The organism is Solibacillus sp. FSL R5-0691 (assembly GCF_037974225.1).
In the GTDB taxonomy this organism is placed as follows: domain Bacteria; phylum Bacillota; class Bacilli; order Bacillales_A; family Planococcaceae; genus Solibacillus.
Genome location: NZ_CP150231.1, coordinates 2,046,683 through 2,069,395, shown reverse-complemented (window position 1 = coordinate 2,069,395; position 22,713 = coordinate 2,046,683). Strand labels below are relative to the sequence as shown.

Sequence of the window (22,713 nt, the reverse complement as noted above, 5' to 3'; positions counted from 1 at the left end):
AATTGAATTATGCTATAATAGGTCATTATCTAGTTGAGGAGTTAAAATGATATGAGCAATGATTATATTCGTATAGCAAATGAAGAAGATTTAACGTTGATTAACGCTTACTTTAAGCAAGCATTGTCACACTATGAAGAAGTCGGAGAGCTAATGGCGATGCAAGACATCCGTTATTTCCTGGAAAATATGGAGCATTTCCAGTTCTACGTACTAAAAGAAACAGCTGAACAAATTACGTACCTATTTGAGTTCCCTGAATCAGGAAACGAAAAGCGCGAAACAGGTACGCTGATGATTCCGTTACAGAATAATTAGAGCCAAAAAGTATAAAGACGACATGTTGATTTATCTCAAACATGTCGTTTTTTTATCGCAAATTTCACCATTTTAAGGAAGAATACAAAAATCTCTTTTTACAGCTAAAATTTTTCTGTCAAACTGTGCGATGCCTTGCAAAATATGCTATGATAACAAGTAATGCTACTTATGAAGGAGAGCTATTATTTATGAAACGAACAGAGGCGCGTCAAAAAGCGTTACAAGCTTTGTTTCAGTTAGACAGCACAGAATTAACAATAGAAGAGGCGATCGGCCATGTTCTTGAAGAAGAGCAAAAATCGAATGCCTTTTTGGAGCAATTAGTTCGTGGGACAACTGAAAATCTCGAGGCAATTGATGCAGCGCTAGAAAAAAACCTAGAAAAATGGACGATTAGTCGTCTGCCAAAAATTGAAAGAACAATTTTGCGTTTAGCGGTATATGAATTATTATATGCAGAAGAAACGCCAAACAAAGTTATTATGAACGAAGCAATCGAGCTTTCAAAAACATTCGGTGACGACAAATCAAGCAAGTTCGTCAATGGTGTACTTTCGAAATTTACTGAGCAATAAATCAATAAATGTATTCAATTCTATAAAGATTAATATATCAAGATTTAACTGGTAGGTTGTCATAGCAAGCAGCAGGCAGCCTTTCCGATTGTCGTAATCACTGGAAGGAGCAACAACATGTCAAGCGTAATAATTAATGGTAAAGAGATCGGTCAAGAAATTCGAACAGGGGTCGCTACTCGAGTACAAGCGCTAAAAGATAAAGGGATCACTCCCGGTTTAGCTGTTATTTTAGTAGGAGACAACCCTGCATCCAAAACATATGTCGCAAACAAACAAAAGTCTTGTGAGCAAATTGGGATGTATTCGGAACTTGTCAAACTACCTGAAGAAATTTCAGAACAGGCTTTACTAGAAAAAATTCGTGAATTAAACGAACGTGCTTCGATTCACGGTATTCTCGTTCAGCTTCCATTACCAAAACATATCAACGAGGATAAAGTCATCCAAACGATCTCTCCGGAGAAAGACGTGGATGGATTCTCACCGATTAGTGTAGGAAAAATGATGCTTGGACAGGATACATACTTGCCATGTACTCCTTATGGGGTTATGAAAATGCTCGAACATGCGGGAATAGATGTTGCAGGAAAGCATGCAGTCATCGTAGGACGCAGCCATATCGTCGGGAAACCGATGGGACAACTATTGTTGCAAAAAGACGCTACCGTAACGTATACACACTCTAAAACACCGGATTTACCTTCCTTTACGAAACAGGCCGATATTTTAATCGCGGCTGTTGGTCGTGCAAACTTTATTACAAGCGAGCATATTAAAGAAGGCGCGGTTGTTATTGATGTAGGGATTAACCGTAACCAGGACAATCGTTTATGCGGTGATGTCGACTTTGACGATGTACAAGGAATCGCATCACATATTACACCTGTTCCGGGTGGGGTTGGTCCAATGACGATTACAATGTTACTGGAAAACACAGTACAAGCAGCTGAAAAAGAGTTAGAACGTCAAGAGAATTAATCTAACTTCAAAAATCACGATTTTGATGTAGATCAAAATCGTGATTTTTAGCTTATAGGGTACAATAAGGGAAGCTTAAATTTAAATATACTACTTTTTTCGCCTTACTTTAGGATGAACCAACTGTTAAATCTGTTGGTCTTACCAAAACTACATATACGAAAAAAGATCTACCGTAAAGGAGCAATACGTTTATGACATCGAATTCTTATTTATCCGTAAAAGCATTAACAAAATATATTAAACGAAAATTTGATGCCGATCCGCATTTACGTGATGTGTACGTAACGGGAGAGCTTTCAAATGTAAAAGTACATAGTTCAGGACATATTTATTTTACGCTGAAAGATGACAGTTCGCGGATAAACGCGACGATGTTCCGTTCACAGGCTTCGAAACTTTCTTTTAAACCTGAAGAAGGGATGAAAGTTTTTATACGAGGCGATGTGAATGTTTATGAAGCAAGCGGCGCATATCAGCTTTATGCCCAGACAATGGAGCCGGACGGGATTGGCGGATTGTTTGTCGCATTTAATCAGTTGAAGGAACGTCTGCAAAAAGAAGGCCTATTCAATCCGAATTTTAAGCAGCCGATTCCGCAATTTCCGAAAACAATCGGTGTGTTAACTGCGACGACTGGTGCCGCTATTCGTGATATTTGCACAACGATTACCCGACGCTATCCACAGGCTGAAATTTTAATTTATCCGACGCTCGTACAAGGCGCAGGCGCAGCACCAAATATTACTGAAAATATATATTTAGCGAACCGCCACGGATTTTGTGATGTACTCATTGTTGGACGCGGTGGCGGATCGATTGAAGATTTATGGGCATTCAATGAAGAGATTGTTGCACGGGCTATTTTTGAAAGCCGTATTCCGGTCATTAGTGCTGTCGGCCATGAAACCGATACGACGATTGCGGACTTTGTTGCCGATTTGCGTGCACCGACACCAACTGCTGCGGCAGAACTGGCTGTTCCGAACCAGCAGCAGCTGTATCAGCAAATCCTTCATCATCAGTCGATTCTTCATCAAATGATGACATCAAAGCTTAATTTCGAACGCAATCGCTTAACTAAACTGCAAAATTCCTATCCGCTTGCAACACCTGAGCGATTATATCGTCCTTTTATTGAAAGACTTGTTCAGGTGGATTTATCACTGCAAAATGCAACGAAACTTTATATGTTGAATGAAAAATCAAAACTGCAGTCAATAGACAGCAAGATGAAACTGTATTCGCCGGTACATCAGTTAACTGCCGCTAAACAGCAGCTTGAACACCGTACGCAAACATTAACGAATCGAATGCAGCAACAGCTCGCACAAAATAAGGTTGCTTTTACTAATCAGCTGCGTATGCTGGAGGCGTTAAATCCGCTCGCATTAATGAGTAAAGGCTTTAGCGTGGCATATAAAGAGGAAAACGTAGTAAAATCAGTTCACGAGCTGGAAAAAGGCGACGTGATCCAAGTGACGTTTCAGGATGGATATGCAGAAGCGAAAATTGAGAAAAAGCATGTGCAAAAGGAAGGGGAAGCAAAGTGACAAAACCGACATTTGCGACAGCAATGACAGAATTAGAAGAAGTTGTACGTAAGCTTGAACAAGGAGATGTTCCACTGGAAGAAGCAATTGACCTTTACAAAAAGGGCATGGAACTATCAAAACTTTGTCATGATACACTGCAAAATGCAGAACAGCAATTAATTTCAATCGTTGGAGAAGATGGTGAAAAGAAAGCTTTCCAACAAGGAAATGGAGAAGACTAACTGATGGAAAACACGTTAAAGCAGTTTATTGATCTTAATATACCGCAGCTCGAAACGACAATGTACGAACTCGTTGAATCGATACAAGCACCGGCACATTTAAAAGAATCGATGCTGTATTCATTAAAAGCAGGAGGCAAACGAATTCGTCCATTATTTGTTGTGGCGGTTTGCGAAATGTACAATCAGTCTCTTGAAGCAAGTTATTCACTAGGCGCTGCTGTTGAAATGATCCATACGTATTCATTAATCCATGATGACCTGCCTAGTATGGATGATGATGAATTGCGCCGCGGCAAGCCAACAAACCATGTTGTATACGGTGAAGCATTGGCCACTTTGGCGGGAGACGCATTAAACACATTGGCATTTGGTGTCATCGCACGATTAAATAATCTATCTGCAGAAAAGCGCATTGAACTTGTCAATCTGTTAAGTATTGCGGCAGGTGCTGAAGGAATGGTCGGCGGACAAGTACTAGATATGGACGGAGAAAAGCGTCTATTAAATTTACAGGAGCTTGAAACGGTTCATGTAAATAAAACAGGTGCATTGCTTCGTTTTTGTATTGAAGCAGGTGCCGTGCTGGCAAATGCAAGTAGTTCTGACCGAAAAGCATTAGTGGAATATGCGCACCATATCGGTTTAGCCTTCCAAATCCAAGATGATATTTTAGATATTGAGGGAACTTCGGAACAGCTAGGGAAAACAGCAGGAAAAGACGTAGCAAGCGAAAAAAGTACATACCCTGCTTTACTTACATTAGACGGTGCAAAGCAAAAGCTGAATGAACATTATGAGCTGGCGATTGATGCATTGCAAAAAATCGACATCGATACGACATTACTTCGACAATTTGCACAGTATATTGTGAGACGTAGTAACTAAAATGTGTTAAACTTTTGTCTTGTGTTGTACATTGATATAATAGAAAAATCACAACGGTGAATAAACTGATGAAAAGGTGTGTGGATGAGATGGATTTAACTAAAATTTCTAGTCCATCCTTTTTGAAAGACTTGAATAAAAAGCAACTAGAAGCGCTGGCTGGAGAAATTCGCGCTTTTCTGATCGAAAAATGTTCAATTACGGGTGGTCATATTGGCCCGAATTTAGGTGTCGTTGAGCTGACGATTGCACTGCATAAAGCTTTTAACAGTCCAAAGGATAAATTTTTATGGGATGTCGGGCATCAAGCATATGTCCACAAAATTTTAACAGGCCGGGCAAGTCAATTTGACACATTGCGTCAATTTAAAGGACTTTGCGGTTTCCCGAAGCTTGTCGAAAGTGAACACGATATGTGGGAAACAGGGCATAGTTCCACTTCTTTATCTGCAGCTATGGGTATGGCTGCGGCGAGAGATATTAAAGGGGACAAAAACTTTGTTGTACCGATTATCGGTGATGGTGCACTGACAGGCGGTATGGCACTGGAAGCATTGAACCATATTGGTCATGAAAAAACGAATATGATCGTTATCTTAAATGATAACGAAATGTCGATTGCGCCGAACGTTGGGGCATTGCATGACGTTTTAGGACGTCTGCGCACGGCAAAAGAATATTCACGTGCAAAAGAAGATTTGGAATCATTAATTCACAAAATTCCAATGGTTGGCGACAAACTTGCCGCTACTGCTGAACGTGTAAAAGACAGCCTAAAGTATTTAGTTGTATCAGGTGTATTCTTTGAGGAATTAGGATTCAAATATTTAGGTCCGATTGACGGACATGATTTTGAAGCACTGGAAAAAACATTGGAATATGCGAAAAAAGTACAGGGTCCTGTGCTTGTCCATGTATTGACGAAAAAAGGCAAAGGCTACAAACCTGCCGAAGACGATACAATCGGTACTTGGCATGGTACGGGTCCATATAAAATGGAAACTGGTGCTTTCGTAAAATCTTCAACAAAAGGTCCTGCGTGGAGCAGCCTAGTCGCAGAATCGGTTCGTAAGTGCATGAAGGAAGATAACCGGATTGTAACGATTACACCGGCAATGCCTGTCGGTTCAAAACTGGAAGGCATTCAAAAAGACTTCCCGAATCGCTTCTTTGATGTAGGGATTGCCGAACAGCATGCAACTACAATGGCGGCAGGTCTTGCAACACAACAAATGAAACCGTTTTTATCAATTTATTCGACGTTTTTACAACGTGCGTATGACCAGGTGCTGCATGATATTGCACGCCCGAACTTGAATGTATTCATCGGTATTGACCGTGCTGGCCTTGTTGGCGCGGACGGCGAAACACACCAAGGCGTATTTGATGTATCGTTTTTACGTCATATTCCGAATATCGTATTGATGATGCCTAAAGATGAAAATGAAGGTCAGCATATGGTAAAAACTGCACTTGAATATAATGATGGTCCAATCGCGCTTCGTTACCCTCGCGGCAATGGCTTAGGTGTTGAAATGGATGCGGAAATGAAAGCATTGCCGATCGGTTCATGGGAAGTGCTGCGTGAAGGTTCGGATGCAGTTATTCTGACATTCGGTACAACGATTCCAATGGCATTGAAGGCAGCGGAACAGTTGGCTTATCAAGGTATTGATGTACGCGTTGTGAATGCACGTTTCATCAAACCGATGGATGAAGGGATGCTGCATGAAATTATGCAGGAAAACTTGCCGATTTTAACAATTGAAGAATCATTGCTGCAAGGCGGATTTGGTAGTGCGGTGCTGGAATTTGCAATCGATAAGAAATACCGTAATGTTCAAATTGAGCGTATCGGGATTCCGGATGAATTTATCGAGCATGGTGAAGTTGATTTATTATTGGAAGAAATAAACGTGACAGCTGAAGAAGCGGTAAAACGCATTACACAGCTTGTACCGAAAAAACAGTCGGATAGGGTTTAATAAAGAATGACAAAGCAAAAAAAAGAACGAGTAGATATAATGCTTGTAGAACGCGGTTTATGTGAGACGCGTGAAAAGGCAAAACGCTCGATTATGGCTGGTCTCGTGTTCTCAAACGAAATCCGCATAGATAAAGCAGGGGAAAAAATCGAAATCGATGCACCGCTGCAAGTAAAAGGCTCTCAGCTAAAATATGTGTCACGAGGCGGATTGAAGCTGGAAAAGGCACTTGAAATTTTTGATCTATCTGTAGAAGGTAAGCTAATGCTTGATATCGGCTCTTCTACAGGCGGATTTACGGATTGTGCACTGCAAAACGGTGCGCGCCATTGCTATGCACTGGATGTCGGTTCGAACCAGCTTGCATGGAAAATCCGTTCGGATGAGCGTGTAACGGTTATGGAAAAAACCAATTTCCGATATACAAAGCCGGAAGATTTAGTAGAAGGTTTACCAAGTTTCGCGACAATCGATGTTTCATTTATTTCGCTATCGTTGATTCTGCCTGTATTAAAAACGGTTTTAACGCCTGGTGGCGATGTGATGGCACTCGTAAAACCGCAATTTGAAGCAGGTCGTGAAAATGTAGGGAAAAAAGGAATTGTCCGTGAACCGAAAGTCCATTTAGCCGTTTTGGAAGAAACAGCTAAAATGGCAACGGAAATCGGGTTTGTTGTCAAGGATGCTTCGTTTTCACCGATAACGGGCGGGGAAGGGAATATTGAATTTTTATTCCACTTGTATAATCCGCATGACGGTGAAGAGGTAGAAGCCTTCACAAACTTCGAGCAAGTCGTAAAAGAAGCGCATATGCAGCTGAAATAAAGAAAAGCACAAAACAGATTCTTTTGGATTTGTTTTGTGCTTTTTTGATTAAGTTGCGACGGTCTAATGAAGCATTGTAAAATGAATTTTTATTTATACTAATGACCAAGTTTTATACGAAAATTGAAGTTGATTACATTCTTTTTTATGGAGAAAATAGTCGAAAAAAACGGATTTTTGAACATATGTACGGTTTTTTCTTGTTTTTCCTTTATGCAAATGGTAGTGTAAATATACATATATTCCTATACATTTTAATGAGGTGACTTTTGTGAACAAAGGACAGCGCCATATACGCATCCGTGATATTATTACAAATAACGAAATCGAGACACAGGACGATTTAGTCGACCAGCTGAAAAATGCCGGCTACAATGTCACTCAAGCAACGGTTTCACGTGATATTAAAGAATTGCATTTAGTAAAAGTACCGTTACAGGACGGTCGTTATAAATATAGCTTACCAGCAGACCAACGCTTCAACCCAATTCAAAAATTGCATCGTTCGTTGGCAGATGCTTTTGTTTCGATTGATGGAGCGTCACATTTTTTAGTAATGAAAACATTGCCGGGGAATGCCAATGCAATCGGATCATTGTTGGACCATCTGGACTGGTCTGAGATATTAGGAACGATTTGTGGGGACGATACGATTTTAATCATGTGTCGAACAGAGGACGAACGTGAAGAAATAAAAAATCGCTTATTAGATATGCTGTAAACCGAGGTGGAATGGTTTGTTAAGAGAATTAAGCATTCGAAATTTTGCTATTATTGATGATTTAACCGTTAGTTTTTTCGGAGGTCTGACTGTTTTGACAGGTGAAACAGGTGCCGGAAAATCGATCATTATTGATGCGGTTAATATATTGGCTGGCGGACGAGGGTCTACCGAATTTATCCGCCATGGAGAAAAAAAAGCGGAACTGGGCGGCTTATTCCATGTGGATAATAGTCAGCATCCGATTTTTGCGAAACTCGAAGAACATGGGATAGAATCAGAGGAAGATACGATTATTTTAAGACGTGATTTGCATGATTCAGGAAAGAGTGTTTGCAGAGTGAACGGCAAACTTGTTCCATTATCGGTTTTACGGGATATTGGCGGCAGTTTAATCGATATTCATGGGCAGCATGAAAATCAGGAGCTGATGGATGAAAAATTCCATATCAATTTACTGGATCATTATGCACATCATGAGCTTCAGCCGGTGAAAGCGAAGTACGATGAAGCGTATGAAGCGTACCGCCAATTGAAAAGAGAAGTGGCCGAGCTGAGTATGGACGAGCAGCGGATGGCACAGCGCATCGATTTATATCAATTCCAAATACAGGAGCTGGAACAGGCCGGTTTGAAAATTGATGAAGAAGAGGCACTGGATGAAGAACGTCTTCGTTTGATGAATTTCCATAAAATATTTGAGCGTGCGAACATTGCGTATTCAGCCATTTCCGATGATGGAACAGGACTGGATTTCATCGGGAATGCGATGAATGCTCTGGAAGACATTGTCGCGCTTGATTCGAATTTCAAAGAGGCTTCTGAAGCGGTTACTTCGAGCTTTTATGCATTGCAGGATGCGGCATATCAAGTGAAAAATGTGCTTGATGATTTAGAATATGATGCGGAACGCTTGAACGAGGTCGAGCAGCGTCTTGCTTTATACCAAACTATGAAACGTAAATATGGTACGACAGTTGAAGAGATTTTATCGTATCATGAAAAAATCGAAGAAGAGTTAAGCCAGCTTATGAACCGTGATGAAACATTGCAGAAAAATGAACAATTGCTGGCGAAGATGGAAGCCGATCTTAATAAAATTGCAGATCAGTTGACGACGATCCGTAAAGAGAATGCCATTAAGCTAAGTGATGCCATAATGAATGAGCTGCGGATGCTGCATATGGAAAAAGCGCAGTTTATCGTTAAATTCGAGCCGCTTAATCAACTGGATGCAAACGGCAAGGATTTTGTCGCATTCTACATTTCAACAAATGTTGGGGAACCACCGAAGTCGCTGCCTAAAGTTGCTTCAGGCGGGGAACTTTCACGGATGATGCTTGCGCTTAAAACGATTTTCTCGTCATCAAATGGCATTACATCGATTATTTTCGATGAGGTCGATACGGGTGTGAGCGGACGTGTCGCTCAGGCAATTGCAGAAAAAATTGCCGCTATTTCAGTCAATTCGCAAGTATTATGTATTTCTCACTTGCCGCAAGTTGCCGCAATGGCGGATCATCACTACTATATTAAAAAGCAAGTAGAGCATAACCGCACATTTACGTCGATTACGGAAATGGAAGAAAAAGAACGCATTGTGGAAATCAGCCGCATGATGAGCGGGGCCGAAATTACAGACCTGACATTACAACATGCTTCCGAATTAATCCATATGGCCAATGAACGTAAAGAAACGATGAATTAAATAGACAAAAAAACCGTTGAAAATAAAAAAATTTTCGACGGTTTTTTATTTTTTGTAACGTATATTTTTCAAGGTCGCGAAGCAACAAGGATTACAGAGGATACATTCTAATTTTTCCTCATATCAACAAAATTTTTCCGTTCATAACTCCGTCAAATTTTCACATAGTAAGCGCATAGAGGAGGTGAATGATGATTAAAAAATGGTCGATACTCGTTGCATTGCTTTTTATGTTATCACCAATAGAAGTATTGGGGAAATCATTAATTCCAATGGGCCATTCAATTGGCGTTCAGTTGGAGATGCCTTATGTAATGGTTGCACAGGACGTATTATTGGAAAATAGTGAGTGGTTGAAAAAGGGAGAACATATTTTAGAACTTAATGGTGAAAAAGTGAGCCAGTTAGAAGACATTGCCGGCAAAGGCGAATCATTTACACTGACCGTTGAAAATGGGAAGCAACAACGAGAGATCAACGTATCAGCTCATGAACTGGTGCATTTAAAACCATTTTTAAAAAGTGAAACAGATGGAATTGGAACGTTAACGTATATCGATCCTGAAACGATGGAGTACGGAGCGCTTGGACATCAAATTGTAGACTCTACAATGAAGCAACCTCCGAAATTCAATGATGGTGCAATCTTTGAAGCATCTATCTCACAAGTGAAGAAAAGTACGCCTGGACAGCCAGGGTACAAAATTTCAGTTGTAGATAAATCGCAAACGCCACTCGGTTCAGTAAAAAGCAATGATGTATACGGAATTTTTGGTAATTGGAAACAATCATTACATGACAGTTTGCATCCTCCGCTGGAAATTATACATGCAAATGAGTTAAAAAAGGGAAAAGCACAAATCTTAACGGCAATCGACGGGGAAGAGGTCAATTTGTTCGATATCGAAATTGACAAACAAACGGATAATACGTTTACTTTCAATGTCGTCGATGACCGTCTAATAAAGAAAACGGGCGGCATTGTTCAAGGGATGAGCGGAAGTCCTATTATACAGAATAACCAGTTCGTTGGTGCGGTAACACATATGTTTATCGAAGAACCAACAAAAGGTGCCGGTATTCTTGTTATTGAAATGCTGAAAAAGAGCCCGTAATAAAAATACTTTAGACTATACTTTTTAATAAAGTGTAGTCTTTTTTTGCTTTTTTCATTACAATAGTACATGATGATTAATCGACAAATGATGAACCATATATTTCCTTGTCGATAAACAGAGAAAAGGTACTACTTGTTACTTATTTTTTATGAAAGAAAAGGAAATTTAGTAATTCTGTCGAAACTTCTCTAAAAGACAATGCAAAATAAGAGAGAACGAAAGACAACTGTCGCTCATTTTTGTTACAATTGTATTACACAAGAAGTTTGGACATTTGTAAGAAAGCTCATACAATTTGCCATTGTAATGAATATATAAGAGATAGAATTATAAAAGGGGGATTTTGTTTGTCAAAGGTGAAAATTGCGATTGCTGATGATAATCGCGAATTAGTTAAAATGATGGAAGTGTATTTTACGAATCATCCGCAAATTGAAATTGTTGCAACAGCGTCTAACGGTAAAATCTGTATTAAAATGCTGGAAGAGCATAAAATCGATGTGCTGCTATTGGATATCATTATGCCGCATTTGGATGGTCTTGCTGTATTGGAAGAGATGTATAACGATGAGCGTCATACACAGACTCAAGTCATTATGCTAACTGCTTTTGGCCAAGAAGATGTTATGAAGCAGGCTGTGAATTTCGGTGCATCTTACTTTATGTTAAAGCCTTTTGAATTTGAGCAGCTTGTTCAAAAAATTCTGCATTGTGCAGGAAAGAAAGTTGAACAGGAAAAACGTGTACCGGTTTTATCAACGAGTACACCTTCTAAAATGGACACACGTTTATTGGATACAACGATTACAGGCATCATCAAAGAGATTGGTGTACCTGCACATATAAAAGGATACGCTTATTTACGTGAAGCGATCCAGATGGTTTACAACGATATTGAATTGTTAAGCTCGGTTACAAAAATTTTATATCCGGAAATCGCGAAAAAATTCGGGACAACCCCGTCACGTGTGGAACGTGCCATTCGCCATGCCATTGAAGTAGCCTGGAACCGCGGCAGCTATGAGAACATCTCGGAACTGTTCGGCTATACAGTACACCATATGAAATCAAAACCGACGAACTCAGAATTCATTGCAATGATCGCTGACAAAATCCGTATTGAGATGGTAGCGAGCTAATTATTCGTAGGCATGCAATTTGCCACTGGACTTATTCTATTACAAGATTATTATTTTAATAATTAAGCCTTCTTACCTTTCTATAGTTAAGAAGGCTTTTATATTTCTTTATACGGTACCAAAAGAATTATCCATCCTACTTACGATAGTTGAGATGTCTTCATCAACAAAGATGAAGGTATCTTTAATTATTACGTAACTATCCACAGCTTTCGCGAGGTGCTCATCATTTTCAAGCATTTCTTTTAAATCTTCACTTACAAAGTAACAGTCTTCCGAACGATCATAAGAGCAATCTTCTATCTCGCTTAGATCGACATCTTCAAAATATTTCTCCATTTTCTTCAAAATATTAAGTAACTTTTTATCTGAAAAATACTTGAATTCATTGCCGTCAAACATCTTAATATATAAATATTCGAACTTGTATTCACTCCAGAGTTCTTCCTCATTCATTAGGAACAGAAAAAGTAATCTTTCTTCTGCTTTTTCATTTCTATAATAAATTTTTTCGGTATTCACCTCGTAATTTTTTATCCTTTTAAGAAAAAGCCTTTTGTTATCAAGTACAATAACACTCATTTCATGATCATCCTTTTACATTCATTGGTAATTTATGAGTATTTTAACCTGAAAATAGAAATTTTAGACTTTGTAACACTATAAAAGTTGTAAATCATAGAAAGCGAATAAAAAATTTTAATTTACGTTTAACAAAAAATAACAACGGGTAAAATTAAATAGCAAGGCTAAGAAATTCTTCGTCTTCGTTTTACCTCCTTTCTTTGGATAGTATGTTTGAGAACGTATTATTCTTTTTGTGTCTAGCGGATGCTGGACACTTTTTTTGTTGTCATAGGATTTTAATGTTAATTTCATATTATTAATATAAATACGCAGTAGAATAGGGGGACAACAATAAGGAGCGATGAAAAATGAAACGATGGAAATTTCTAATGATTCTTCTCGGCGTCCTGACATTTTTTCTGCTTGTAGAATTTCCGCAAGATTCTGATGCATCCCATACAACGACGGCCAATTCTCCTGATGAGGTTGTGAAAAAATATAAAGAAGAATTACATGTTCAACGTGAGACGTGTTACAACGATATATTGCTGCTTGGTACATTAAGCAATACACAGCTTCAAAATATGGAAAAGGAGCTGGAAAATTATTTACATGAGCTTGGCACAATAAGAAATGAAATTATCGAAAATAATATTAACCATCAAAATTTAACCAATTCAATCGAACTAGATATTTTAATGATCAATCGAACACTTAGGGCTATTGAAACACAGGATGAAAGGTATTTGAAAGACTTATCAGATATGTATCATAATTTACTCCAATTCCAGCGCTCACTATAATAATATATTGTAAGCATTTAGAACTTATGAGACAGAAGATTTATATTCCACTTAAAGGGAATGCTTAAAAACCTTCTCATACTCCAATATTTAACTAAACAAAAATCAAAAAAATGTATATACTGTAATGTAGGGGGAGGTGGAATGGTATGGTAATTCATGAAAATCATTTTTTCAAAATAATAAAAAATGATGGAAAAGTATACTTGCAAACCCAAAAGCCAGGTTTTATGCTAAAAGACTTTGAAACAGTTGTGCGCCAAAATCCTCGAATCAAACTTACGAATTTCGCTTTATTAAAAAAGGGACTAAATGAAGTGAGTGATTCCCCTGTTGAAATCGGTATATGGCTGCCATCGATTGCAATCGAAATTTCCAGGGATAAAATGTCTGCCTCGCTTTTTGTATACGAGACAGCGGAGTATATAAAAGACAACGTGCAATCTATTCAGAAAAGGGTTCAGAAACTTTTAGCTGAAGCGAACATAATACATGGAATTTTAAATGTGAACTTGGAGAACATTGTTACTGCAAAAGCAACATTGATTGCGCAAGGTACGCCACCTGTCAAAGGGGAAGATGCACAAATCATCTATTTGGAACTACCTGAGCGAAAACCGGTCATTAGAGAAGATGGCAAAGCGGATTACTATGATATGAACTTCATTTATGAAATTGAAGAAGGCGAATGGCTAGGTGAGAAAATCCATGCACAGCCAGGTATTCCAGGAATGAATGTTTGTGGAGAATCGATACCTGCCCCATGGGGAAGTGACTTACCGTTAAAATATGACCATAAATCGGCGTTTGAAGTTGAAGAAGATGGTAAAACGGTACTACGTTCGAAAATAAGCGGCGTCGTTGAAGAACATGAAGGGATGGTCAGTGTTAATCACCATTTACCGATTGTTGGCGATGTGGGCATTGAAACCGGGAATATTGAGTTTAATGGATCTGTCTCGATAAAAGGAACCGTCCAGCCAGGCTTTTCGGTTGTTGCAAACGGGGATATTTCAATCGAACATCCTGAAGGTGTATCCGGAGCGAAACTGATTAAGTCTTTAGATGGCGATATTTTTATTCGCGGAGGCATATTCGGATTAGGAGAAACACGAGTAGAAGCTGGCGGTGATATTTTCGTGAAACATGTGAATGATGCCCATCTTGTCGCAGGTCGAAATCTGAATATTGGATTTTATTCATTAGGTTCTAATTTATCGGCACATTCCGTTTTAGTTGATGAACGAAAAGGGAAAATTATCGGTGGAACGGTAATTGCAAAGAGTACCATCGTAACGGCATGTTCAGGAAACCGATTGGAAAGGCCGACTGAACTGATCATCAATAGTATAAACAAAGCGCAAAGTCTTGAAACCATCCAGTACAAGGCATCGCTGCTAAAATCAATGCAGGAAGATATCGTGGAGCTGGAAACACAAATAGAACGTATCCTTCCTGTTATACATACGTTAACACAACGACAATTGGAAGCGCTGGAGCTCTCAAAACAAAAGCTCGCTTCCAATAAAGAAACCGCGCTTAATGTAAATCGTGAAATCAAACAATTGATGAGCGATTTGCGTAAAGACAATAAAGCAGAGATACACGTGACGAAAGAAGCATATCCTGGTACATATATACAGATCGGCAAAAAGTCCACTGTTTTGACGTCTATCACAAATGGACGATTTTTAATAGAAAATGGAGAGTTGAATGTGTAATGAATAACATACCCATTTTTGCCCACCGAGGGGCATCGAGCTTTCATTTAGAAAATACGTTTGCTGCCTTTAAAAAAGCGAAAGAACTTGGGGCAGATGGCATTGAACTGGATCTCCAAGTTTCAAATGATGGTATTTTAGTCGTGTTTCATGACAATGACTTAAAGAGGCTGGCCGGTATTAACAAAATGGTCAATCAATGCTCCTATGATGAACTGATTCATTATAAACTAGGTCCGCGGTTTAAACGGATGTTTCGTCGTGACCGGATGATTGCCTTTGCCGATGTACTGGAATGGGCAAATGAAGAAAATATTGCGTTAAATGTGGAACTGAAAGAGTCGCTAATTACGAATGAGCATGTTTTGAAGGAATTACTGCAAACGATTCATTTACCTGAAAACAGCCATTTTTCATCATTCCATGATTCGCTGTTAAAAATTGTGAAAGAGATTCGCCCTGACATCGAAACAGGTTATATTATTACGAGAAAATTCTATTGGGCCACATTAGCAGATCAGAATTTCTACGATGCGATCCATGCACATAAACGTTATTATAAAGGCCAATACTTAGAGGCTTGTAAAACAGCCAATATCGGCATGCGTTTTTACGGAATCCAGGGCAATGAGTCCTTTCTTAAAAATCCGCATTCAATTGTAAAAGGGTGGATTACGGATTTTCCTCATTTAGTCCAGGAAGCACAGATGAATCGACATTAATCTCAATATGGGGTTAAATACCTTTTTATTTTTTTTAGCAAATTGAATATACGAAAAAAATCAAATTTCCTTTTAAAAAGAAATTTGATTTTTTTCTTTACGGTCTTATTTTTGCCAACGCTGCGAAACTTTGCCGCGCTTGCGATCACGGTGCAGTAAAAAGCCTGCGAAAAATAAAAATGAAACGGCAAATAAGATGGCACCAACGACGAATTGTAACCAAATCCATGGAAATGGTGAAATTAAAATACCGAATAATGTATCTCGCATAAATTTTATCCCGGCTGCCATTAAAATTGCGGGAATGACTAGTACGATAAATGCAGCCATGCGTGCCATTTACAGACCTCCTCCACTTAAAAAACACTGAATGAATCAATATCACAGATTATTTTAGTATCACTTAATTTTACAATGCAGGCAGAGAAAGTCAATATTCGGGTATAGATTCATAGAATGGAAATAATGGATCACCTCAACCAACCTACGATTACTATTTTAAAATAATTTTAATGTTTGAAATTTTGCCTATTTTTTAGGTGTTTTTTCGGTTAAAAATTGTCCGAATATTCTAATTTAAGTTAAATTAGGGATTTCTAGTTGCATCCTTTTAGATTTATAAGTATTGTAAAAATAACGATAATAAAATTATACAAATTTGAGTATTTATTATCTTTAATTAACAGATTTTAATAATATACGAGAAAGTAAGCGCTTTCTTGAGTGGAGGGGTATAGTGTTATGGAAATTTTCAAGTACATGCAGAAATATGATTTTGAACAGGTAGTCTTTTGCCAAGATGAGGCATCGGGGTTAAAAGCGGTTATTGCTATTCATGATACAACATTGGGTCCTGCTCTTGGGGGTTCGCGCATGTGGACATATGCCTCAGAGGAAGCAGCTATTGAAGATGCACTTCGTCTAGCACGCGGTATGACTTATAAAAATGCGGCGGCAGGCTTAAATTTAGGTGGCGGTAAAACAGTTATTATTGGAGATCCGTTCAAAGATAAAAATGAAGAAATGTTCCGTGCATTAGGACGTTTCATTCAAGGGTTGAATGGTCGATATATTACGGCGGAAGATGTAGGTACAACAGTTGCCGATATGGATTTAATCCATGAAGAGACAAATTATGTGACAGGTATTTCACCGGCATTCGGCAGCTCGGGCAATCCATCGCCAATTACAGCGTATGGTGTATTTTTAGGAATGAAAGCAGCAGCGAAAGAAGCATTTGGAGACGATTCACTTGCAGGACGTAAAGTAGCGGTTCAAGGTCTTGGGAATGTTGCGTACACATTATGTGAATACTTGCATAATGAAGGAGCGAAACTAATCGTAACGGACATTAATCAGCAAGCAATCGATCGTGTCGTAGCAGACTTTGGAGCGGTAGCTGTAGCACCTGACGAGATTTACTCACAAGATGTGGACATTTTCTCACCATGTGCACTTGGCGCAATTGTTAATGATCAAACAATTCCAACGTTCAAAGCGAAGGTTATTGCTGGGTCTGCAAACAATCAGCTGGCAGAATCAAGACATGGTAAAGTATTGCATGATTTAGGCATTGTTTATGCACCGGATTATGTAATTAATGCAGGTGGGGTTATTAACGTAGCAGATGAGTTATACGGCTACAATCGCGAGCGCGCAATGAAGCGTGTTGAAACGATCTACACAAGCTTGGAAAAGATTTTTGCAATTTCAAAAGAAGAAGATATTCCAACTTATTTAGCAGCAAACCGTTTAGCGGAAGAGCGTATTGCTCGTGTAGCGAAATCCCGCAGTCAGTTCCTTCAAAACGAAAAAAATATTTTAAACGGGCGCTAAGTCGCGGTTCCGAAAGAAGTAATTGATTTTGTAACTGGAAAAAGGGGTGTCGGTTATGGCAAAAGATTATGATGTCGTTATTTTAGGCGGGGGCACAGGCGGTTATGTAGCCGCAATCCGTGCCTCACAGCTCGGATTGAAAACGGCAATCGTCGAAAAAAACAAAATGGGGGGTACATGCCTGCATGCAGGATGTATTCCTACTAAAGCATTGCTTCGAAGTGCTGAAGTATATGTACAATCGAAAAAGGCACTTGATTTTGGAGTGGAAGTGAATGACGTCAAAATCGACTTTGAACGTGTCCAACAAAGAAAGGCTACCGTAGTCGATAAACTTTACAAAGGTGTCCAGCATTTGATGAAAAAAGGAAAAATCGATGTTTATGACGGGTTCGGCCGTATTTTAGGGCCATCTATTTTCTCACCGATGCCAGGTACGATTTCAGTGGAAATGAATGACGGCACAGAAAATGAGATGCTTGTTCCGCAAAACGTCATTATTGCGACAGGTTCACGTCCTCGCACATTGGATGGGTTGAAAGTGGACGGGAAAAAGGTGTTCACATCTGATGAATTCCTGACAATCGAGAAGCTTCCAAAGTCGGCCATTATTATCGGTGGTGGCGTAATTGGTGTCGAATGGGCGTCAATGCTTACTGATTTCGATGTCGAAGTTACGATTATCGAGCTAGGTGACCGTTTGCTTCCAACTGAAGATGCAGCCATTTCCGCAGAGATGCTGAAATCTTTGAAAAAGCGCGGGGTAAACGTTCATTTCAATGTTAAACTCGATCCTTCAGCAATTGATACGAAGGAAGATGTAACGCTACAAGTTAATGATGAAACCATTTCAGCAGAAGCACTTTTGCTATCAGTCGGAAGGGTAGCGAACACATCTAATATCGGTTTGGAGAACACGGAAATCGAACTGGATAAAGGATATATTTCAGTAAACGAACATTTCCAGACGAAAGAACGTCATATATATGCTATAGGAGACGTGATCGGTGGCATGCAGTTGGCACATGTTGCTTCACATGAAGGGATACGTGCTGTCGAGCATATCGCGGGACAGAATTCGATTCCACTGCATTATGCCAATATTGCACGAGGCGTCTACAGTAATCCGGAAGTCGCAAGTGTCGGCCTTACGGAAGAGCAAGCGAAAAACAACGGCTATAAAGTTGTGACAACAACATTCCCGTTTAAAGCGATCGGTAAAGCGATTGTCTATGGTGAAACAGGAGGCTTTGTGAAAGTAGTTGCCGATGAAAGTTCGAATGATGTTGTCGGCGTCCATTTAATCGGACCGCATGCAACGGATTTAATTTCTGAAGCTGCTCTTGGTTTATTCTTAAATGCCTCACCATGGGAAGTTGGACAGATGGTGCATTTGCATCCTTCGTTGAGCGAAATTATTGGGGAAGCCGCGCTGGCGATTGAAGGCAAAGCGATTCATTTTTAATAGTGACAAGGGGGTATTTTATGACGGACACTAATATTACACATGAACAATTAGGATTGACGAATGAAGATGTGCTGAAAATGTACGAAACAATGCTGATGGCACGCCGTATTGATGAGCGGATGTGGCTGTTAAACCGTGCAGGCAAAATACCATTTGTTATTTCATGCCAAGGACAAGAGGCGGCTCAAGTAGGTGCTGCCTTTGCCCTTGATCATACAAAGGATTATATTGCGCCGTACTATCGCGATATGGGGGTTGTCCTTCATTTCGGCATGACGGCAAAAGATTTAATGCTTTCGGCGTTTGCGAAGGCGGAAGATCCGAACTCTGGCGGGCGTCAAATGCCGGGGCATTTCGGTCAAAAAGAAAATCGTATACTTACGGGTTCTTCTCCTGTAACGACACAAGTACCGCACGCGGTCGGTGTTGCACTTGCAGGAAAAATGCAGCAAAAGGACTTTATCACATTTGTAACACTTGGTGAAGGTTCGTCAAACCAAGGAGACTTCCATGAAGGAGCAAACTTTGCAGGAGTACACAAACTGCCGGTTATTATCATGGTAGAAAACAACCAATATGCAATTTCTGTTCCGGTTGAACGTCAACTTGGGTGTGCACAAGTATCAGATCGTGCAATCGGCTACGGGATGCCTGGTGTGACAGTGGACGGCAAAAATCCATTGGAAGTATATAAAGTGGTAAAAGAAGCGGCTGATCGTGCACGTCGCGGTGAAGGGCCATCATTGATCGAAACGGTTTCGTTCCGACTGACAGCCCATTCTTCGGATGATGATGATCGTCAATATCGTACAGCTGAAGATATTGCAGAAGGAAAAGCAAAAGACCCGATTATTTTATTTGAAACATACTTAAAAGACAACGGAATAGCGGATGATGCGCTATTTGAAGAAATAAACAAAAAAATTATGGATACTGTCAATGAAGCGACAGATTATGCAGAAAATGCAGCTTATGCCTCGCCAGAACATGCATTGCGTTTTGTGTATGCGGAAGGAGAAGATGCGTAATGCCGGTAATTTCTTATATTGATGCGATTAACCTAGCGATGAAAGAAGAAATGGAGCGCGATGACCGCGTCTTCGTCTTAGGGGAAGATGTCGGCTTAAAAGGCGGCGTGTTCAAAGCGACAACAGGCTTGTATGACCAGTTCGGCGAAGCGCGTGTACTAGATACACCGTTAGCGGAAAGTGCAATTGCCGGTGTTGCCATCGGTGCAGCAATGTACGGCATGCGTCCGATTGCTGAAATGCAGTTTGCGGACTTTATCATGCCTGCTGTAAACCAGATTGTTTCGGAAGCGGCAAAAATTCGTTACCGCTCGAACAATGACTGGAGCTGTCCTTTAGTCGTGCGTGCGCCATTTGGTGGGGGAATTCATGGTGCCCTTTATCACTCACAATCGGTTGAAGCGATGTTTGCAGGGACACCTGGATTGAAGATTGTCATTCCATCAACACCATATGATGCAAAAGGCTTGTTAAAAGCGGCCATTCGCGATCCGGATCCAGTACTGTTTTTCGAACATAAACGTGCATATCGCCTAATTAAAGGCGAAGTACCGACAGATGATTATACATTGCCGATCGGAAAAGCCGATGTGAAACGTGAAGGCGATGATGTAACAGTCATCACATACGGTCTTGCGGTTCATTTTGCATTGCAGGCAGCAGAACGTCTGGCTAAAGACGGCATCGAAACACATATTTTAGATTTGCGTACTGTTTACCCGTTAGATCAAGAAGCGATTATTGAAGCGGCAAGAAAAACAGGTAAAATCCTTCTTATCACTGAAGACAATAAAGAAGGCAGCATTATGAGTGAAGTGGCAGCCATTATTGCAGAGCATTGCCTATTTGAACTGGATGCACCGATCAAACGTCTCGCAGGACCGGATGTACCAGCAATGCCATACGCACCAACAATGGAAAAGTTCTTCATGATTAATCCTGACAAAGTAGAAAAAGCAATTCGCGAACTCGCTGAATTCTAGTTGATAGAATTGGGATTGTATAAGAATCCTAAACAAACAGCAAAGGCCTATTAGTTAAAGGGGGATTGTTTGATGACAATTCAAAATATCGTCATGCCGCAACTTGGAGAAAGTGTAACAGAAGGTAAGGTTGAACGCTGGCTCGTCCAAGTGGGAGATAAAGTAAATAAATATGATCCATTAGCAGAAGTAACAACAGACAAAGTTAGTGCAGAAATCCCTTCTTCGTTTGCAGGGGTAATTACAGAGTTAATCGCAAACGAAGGTGAAACATTGCCGGTAGGCGCAGTAGTATGCGCGATTGAAGTGGAAGGCTCTGAATTGCCGCCAGCACCGGCAGAAAAAAGCTCGAATGTCAGCTCGGCCATTTTAAATGCCGGCTCACAGAAGAAAGAAGAAAAACCGGCAGCGAAAAAAGAAGACAAACCAGAGCGCACAGAACGCAAGCCGGGTCGTTTTTCACCTGCTGTTTTATCAATGGCCAATGAACATGATGTCGACTTGTCTCAGATTACCGGCACAGGTGTTGGCAATCGGATTACAAGAAAAGATGTCGAAGCTTATATTGCTGCAGGGAAGCCGACAAATCAGGACATTTCGAATGATGAACAACCAACAGCATTTGCTGAACAAAAACAAGAATCGTCTCCACAAACGTCAGCACAAAGCGCTACGCAAACTTCGGCACCTGCACCACAGCAAAAACAGGACATTCCTGTTGCTGCAGGAGATATCGAAATTCCGGTGACACAAGTGCGTAAAGCGATTGCGAAAAATATGCTGCGCAGCACACATGAAATTCCGCATGCATGGATGATGATGGAAGTCGATGTGACAGAGCTAGTTGAATACCGTGACAGCATAAAAGAAGATTTCAAGAAAAAAGAAGGATTCAATCTGACGTATTTTGCATTCTTCCTAAAAGCGGTCTCTCAGGCGCTTAAAGAATTCCCGATCATCAATTCGGTTTGGGCGGAAGATAAGATCATTCAGAAGAAAGATATTAATTTATCGATTGCTGTAGCTACGGATGATGCATTATTTGTGCCGGTTATCAAAAATGTCGATGAAAAATCGATTAAAGGCATTGCAAAAGAAATTCATGAATATGCGCATCTTGTACGCAACGGTAAACTGAAAATGGAACATATGCAAGGTGGTACATTTACTGTCAATAATACCGGTTCATTTGGTTCTGTTCAGTCGATGGGCATTATCAATCATCCACAGGCAGCAATTTTACAGGTGGAAAGTATTGTAAAAAGACCTGTAATAGTACAGGGGAATATGATTGCACCACGCTCAATGGTGAATTTATGTTTATCATTAGACCATAGAATTTTGGATGGGATGATTTGTGGTAAATTCTTATCTCGTGTGAAAGAAATTCTCGAAAATGTCGATAAACAGAAGATGTCAGTCTACTAAAAATGTCGTGAAAGCCTATGAAATAAGGCTTTCACGTTTTTTTTCTCTTTATTGTCAGAACATTCTCGTGTAAACTATAGTACAGAAATATAACAAGGGGGGAAGCTACTTAGCGACCA

Annotated in this window: 22 protein-coding genes; 20 read left to right on the top strand and 2 right to left on the bottom strand. The window is 39.9% G+C overall.

Annotated features, from left to right (window positions below; all coding sequences use genetic code 11):
• Window positions 1-51: 51 nt before the first annotated feature.
• The 12 genes from MKY51_RS10390 (at window position 52) to spo0A (ending at window position 12,038) form a co-directional block, all read left to right on the top strand.
• A complete protein-coding gene (locus MKY51_RS10390; RefSeq protein WP_339171736.1) occupies window positions 52-318 on the top strand; it encodes an aminopeptidase in 267 nt (88 codons plus the stop codon).
• Between the two features lie 191 nt (window positions 319-509).
• Entirely contained in the window at window positions 510-896 is a 387-nt protein-coding gene (nusB, locus tag MKY51_RS10385) for a transcription antitermination factor NusB (RefSeq protein ID WP_339171735.1), read from the top strand.
• Between the two features lie 117 nt (window positions 897-1,013).
• Complete coding sequence (folD, locus tag MKY51_RS10380; RefSeq protein WP_339171732.1) at window positions 1,014-1,877, top strand: bifunctional methylenetetrahydrofolate dehydrogenase/methenyltetrahydrofolate cyclohydrolase FolD; 864 nt, start codon at window positions 1,014-1,016, stop codon at window positions 1,875-1,877.
• A 194-nt stretch (window positions 1,878-2,071) separates the two neighbouring features.
• Window positions 2,072-3,430, top strand: a complete 1,359-nt coding sequence (xseA, locus tag MKY51_RS10375; protein WP_339171730.1) for an exodeoxyribonuclease VII large subunit — start codon at window positions 2,072-2,074, stop codon at window positions 3,428-3,430.
• The gene (gene xseB, locus MKY51_RS10370; protein WP_008404237.1) at window positions 3,427-3,654 is read left to right on the top strand and encodes an exodeoxyribonuclease VII small subunit; all 228 of its coding nucleotides are present in this window, start codon (window positions 3,427-3,429) and stop codon (window positions 3,652-3,654) included. Before xseA ends, xseB begins: the two co-directional genes overlap by 4 nt.
• Window positions 3,655-3,657: 3 nt before the next feature.
• Window positions 3,658-4,542: a polyprenyl synthetase family protein gene (locus tag MKY51_RS10365; RefSeq protein ID WP_339171724.1), complete on the top strand. Its 885-nt coding sequence runs from the start codon at window positions 3,658-3,660 to the stop codon at window positions 4,540-4,542.
• An 89-nt stretch (window positions 4,543-4,631) separates the two neighbouring features.
• The gene (dxs, locus tag MKY51_RS10360) at window positions 4,632-6,527 is read left to right on the top strand and encodes a 1-deoxy-D-xylulose-5-phosphate synthase (protein WP_339171721.1); all 1,896 of its coding nucleotides are present in this window, start codon (window positions 4,632-4,634) and stop codon (window positions 6,525-6,527) included.
• 6 nt (window positions 6,528-6,533) lie between these two features.
• Window positions 6,534-7,352, top strand: a complete 819-nt coding sequence (locus MKY51_RS10355; protein WP_339171719.1) for a TlyA family RNA methyltransferase — start codon at window positions 6,534-6,536, stop codon at window positions 7,350-7,352.
• A gap of 271 nt (window positions 7,353-7,623) precedes the next feature.
• Window positions 7,624-8,073 (top strand): transcriptional regulator ArgR, encoded by a 450-nt coding sequence (gene argR / locus MKY51_RS10350; RefSeq protein WP_079527588.1) that lies wholly within the window; start codon window positions 7,624-7,626, stop codon window positions 8,071-8,073.
• Window positions 8,074-8,089: 16 nt separating this feature from the next.
• Window positions 8,090-9,781 carry a DNA repair protein RecN gene (gene recN / locus MKY51_RS10345; protein ID WP_339171715.1) on the top strand — a complete coding sequence of 564 codons (1,692 nt, stop codon included), beginning with the start codon at window positions 8,090-8,092 and terminating at the stop codon, window positions 9,779-9,781.
• A 191-nt stretch (window positions 9,782-9,972) separates the two neighbouring features.
• The gene (locus MKY51_RS10340) at window positions 9,973-10,896 is read left to right on the top strand and encodes a SpoIVB peptidase S55 domain-containing protein (protein WP_339171713.1); all 924 of its coding nucleotides are present in this window, start codon (window positions 9,973-9,975) and stop codon (window positions 10,894-10,896) included.
• 350 nt (window positions 10,897-11,246) lie between these two features.
• The gene (gene spo0A, locus MKY51_RS10335; protein ID WP_339171709.1) at window positions 11,247-12,038 is read left to right on the top strand and encodes a sporulation transcription factor Spo0A; all 792 of its coding nucleotides are present in this window, start codon (window positions 11,247-11,249) and stop codon (window positions 12,036-12,038) included.
• A gap of 108 nt (window positions 12,039-12,146) precedes the next feature.
• On the opposite strand, the gene MKY51_RS10330 is transcribed toward spo0A, so the two are convergent.
• Entirely contained in the window at window positions 12,147-12,620 is a 474-nt protein-coding gene (locus MKY51_RS10330; protein WP_339171707.1) for a DNA polymerase III subunit alpha, read from the bottom strand.
• A 353-nt stretch (window positions 12,621-12,973) separates the two neighbouring features.
• On the opposite strand from MKY51_RS10330, the gene MKY51_RS10325 reads away from it, so the two are divergent.
• The 3 genes from MKY51_RS10325 (at window position 12,974) to MKY51_RS10315 (ending at window position 15,851) form a co-directional block, all read left to right on the top strand.
• Window positions 12,974-13,408, top strand: a complete 435-nt coding sequence (locus MKY51_RS10325; protein WP_339171705.1) for a hypothetical protein — start codon at window positions 12,974-12,976, stop codon at window positions 13,406-13,408.
• A gap of 149 nt (window positions 13,409-13,557) precedes the next feature.
• Window positions 13,558-15,129 carry a FapA family protein gene (locus tag MKY51_RS10320; protein ID WP_339171702.1) on the top strand — a complete coding sequence of 524 codons (1,572 nt, stop codon included), beginning with the start codon at window positions 13,558-13,560 and terminating at the stop codon, window positions 15,127-15,129.
• Complete coding sequence (locus MKY51_RS10315) at window positions 15,129-15,851, top strand: glycerophosphodiester phosphodiesterase family protein (RefSeq protein ID WP_339171700.1); 723 nt, start codon at window positions 15,129-15,131, stop codon at window positions 15,849-15,851. Before MKY51_RS10320 ends, MKY51_RS10315 begins: the two co-directional genes overlap by 1 nt.
• A 105-nt stretch (window positions 15,852-15,956) precedes the next feature.
• Here MKY51_RS10315 and MKY51_RS10310 read toward each other — a convergent pair whose 3' ends face one another.
• A complete protein-coding gene (locus MKY51_RS10310) occupies window positions 15,957-16,190 on the bottom strand; it encodes a DUF2627 domain-containing protein (protein WP_339171697.1) in 234 nt (77 codons plus the stop codon).
• 402 nt (window positions 16,191-16,592) lie between these two features.
• Between MKY51_RS10310 and MKY51_RS10305 the strand changes: the two genes are divergently transcribed.
• From MKY51_RS10305 to MKY51_RS10285, 5 genes are all read left to right on the top strand, one after another.
• A complete protein-coding gene (locus MKY51_RS10305; protein WP_339171694.1) occupies window positions 16,593-17,687 on the top strand; it encodes a Glu/Leu/Phe/Val dehydrogenase in 1,095 nt (364 codons plus the stop codon).
• Between the two features lie 55 nt (window positions 17,688-17,742).
• Window positions 17,743-19,152 carry a dihydrolipoyl dehydrogenase gene (lpdA, locus tag MKY51_RS10300; protein WP_339171691.1) on the top strand — a complete coding sequence of 470 codons (1,410 nt, stop codon included), beginning with the start codon at window positions 17,743-17,745 and terminating at the stop codon, window positions 19,150-19,152.
• Between the two features lie 20 nt (window positions 19,153-19,172).
• The gene (locus MKY51_RS10295; RefSeq protein WP_339171689.1) at window positions 19,173-20,183 is read left to right on the top strand and encodes a thiamine pyrophosphate-dependent dehydrogenase E1 component subunit alpha; all 1,011 of its coding nucleotides are present in this window, start codon (window positions 19,173-19,175) and stop codon (window positions 20,181-20,183) included.
• On the top strand, window positions 20,183-21,166 hold the full coding sequence (locus MKY51_RS10290) for an alpha-ketoacid dehydrogenase subunit beta (RefSeq protein WP_339171688.1): 984 nt from the start codon (window positions 20,183-20,185) through the stop codon (window positions 21,164-21,166). Before MKY51_RS10295 ends, MKY51_RS10290 begins: the two co-directional genes overlap by 1 nt.
• 72 nt (window positions 21,167-21,238) lie before the next feature.
• The gene (locus MKY51_RS10285) at window positions 21,239-22,594 is read left to right on the top strand and encodes a dihydrolipoamide acetyltransferase family protein (protein WP_339171685.1); all 1,356 of its coding nucleotides are present in this window, start codon (window positions 21,239-21,241) and stop codon (window positions 22,592-22,594) included.
• Window positions 22,595-22,713: the final 119 nt, after the last annotated feature.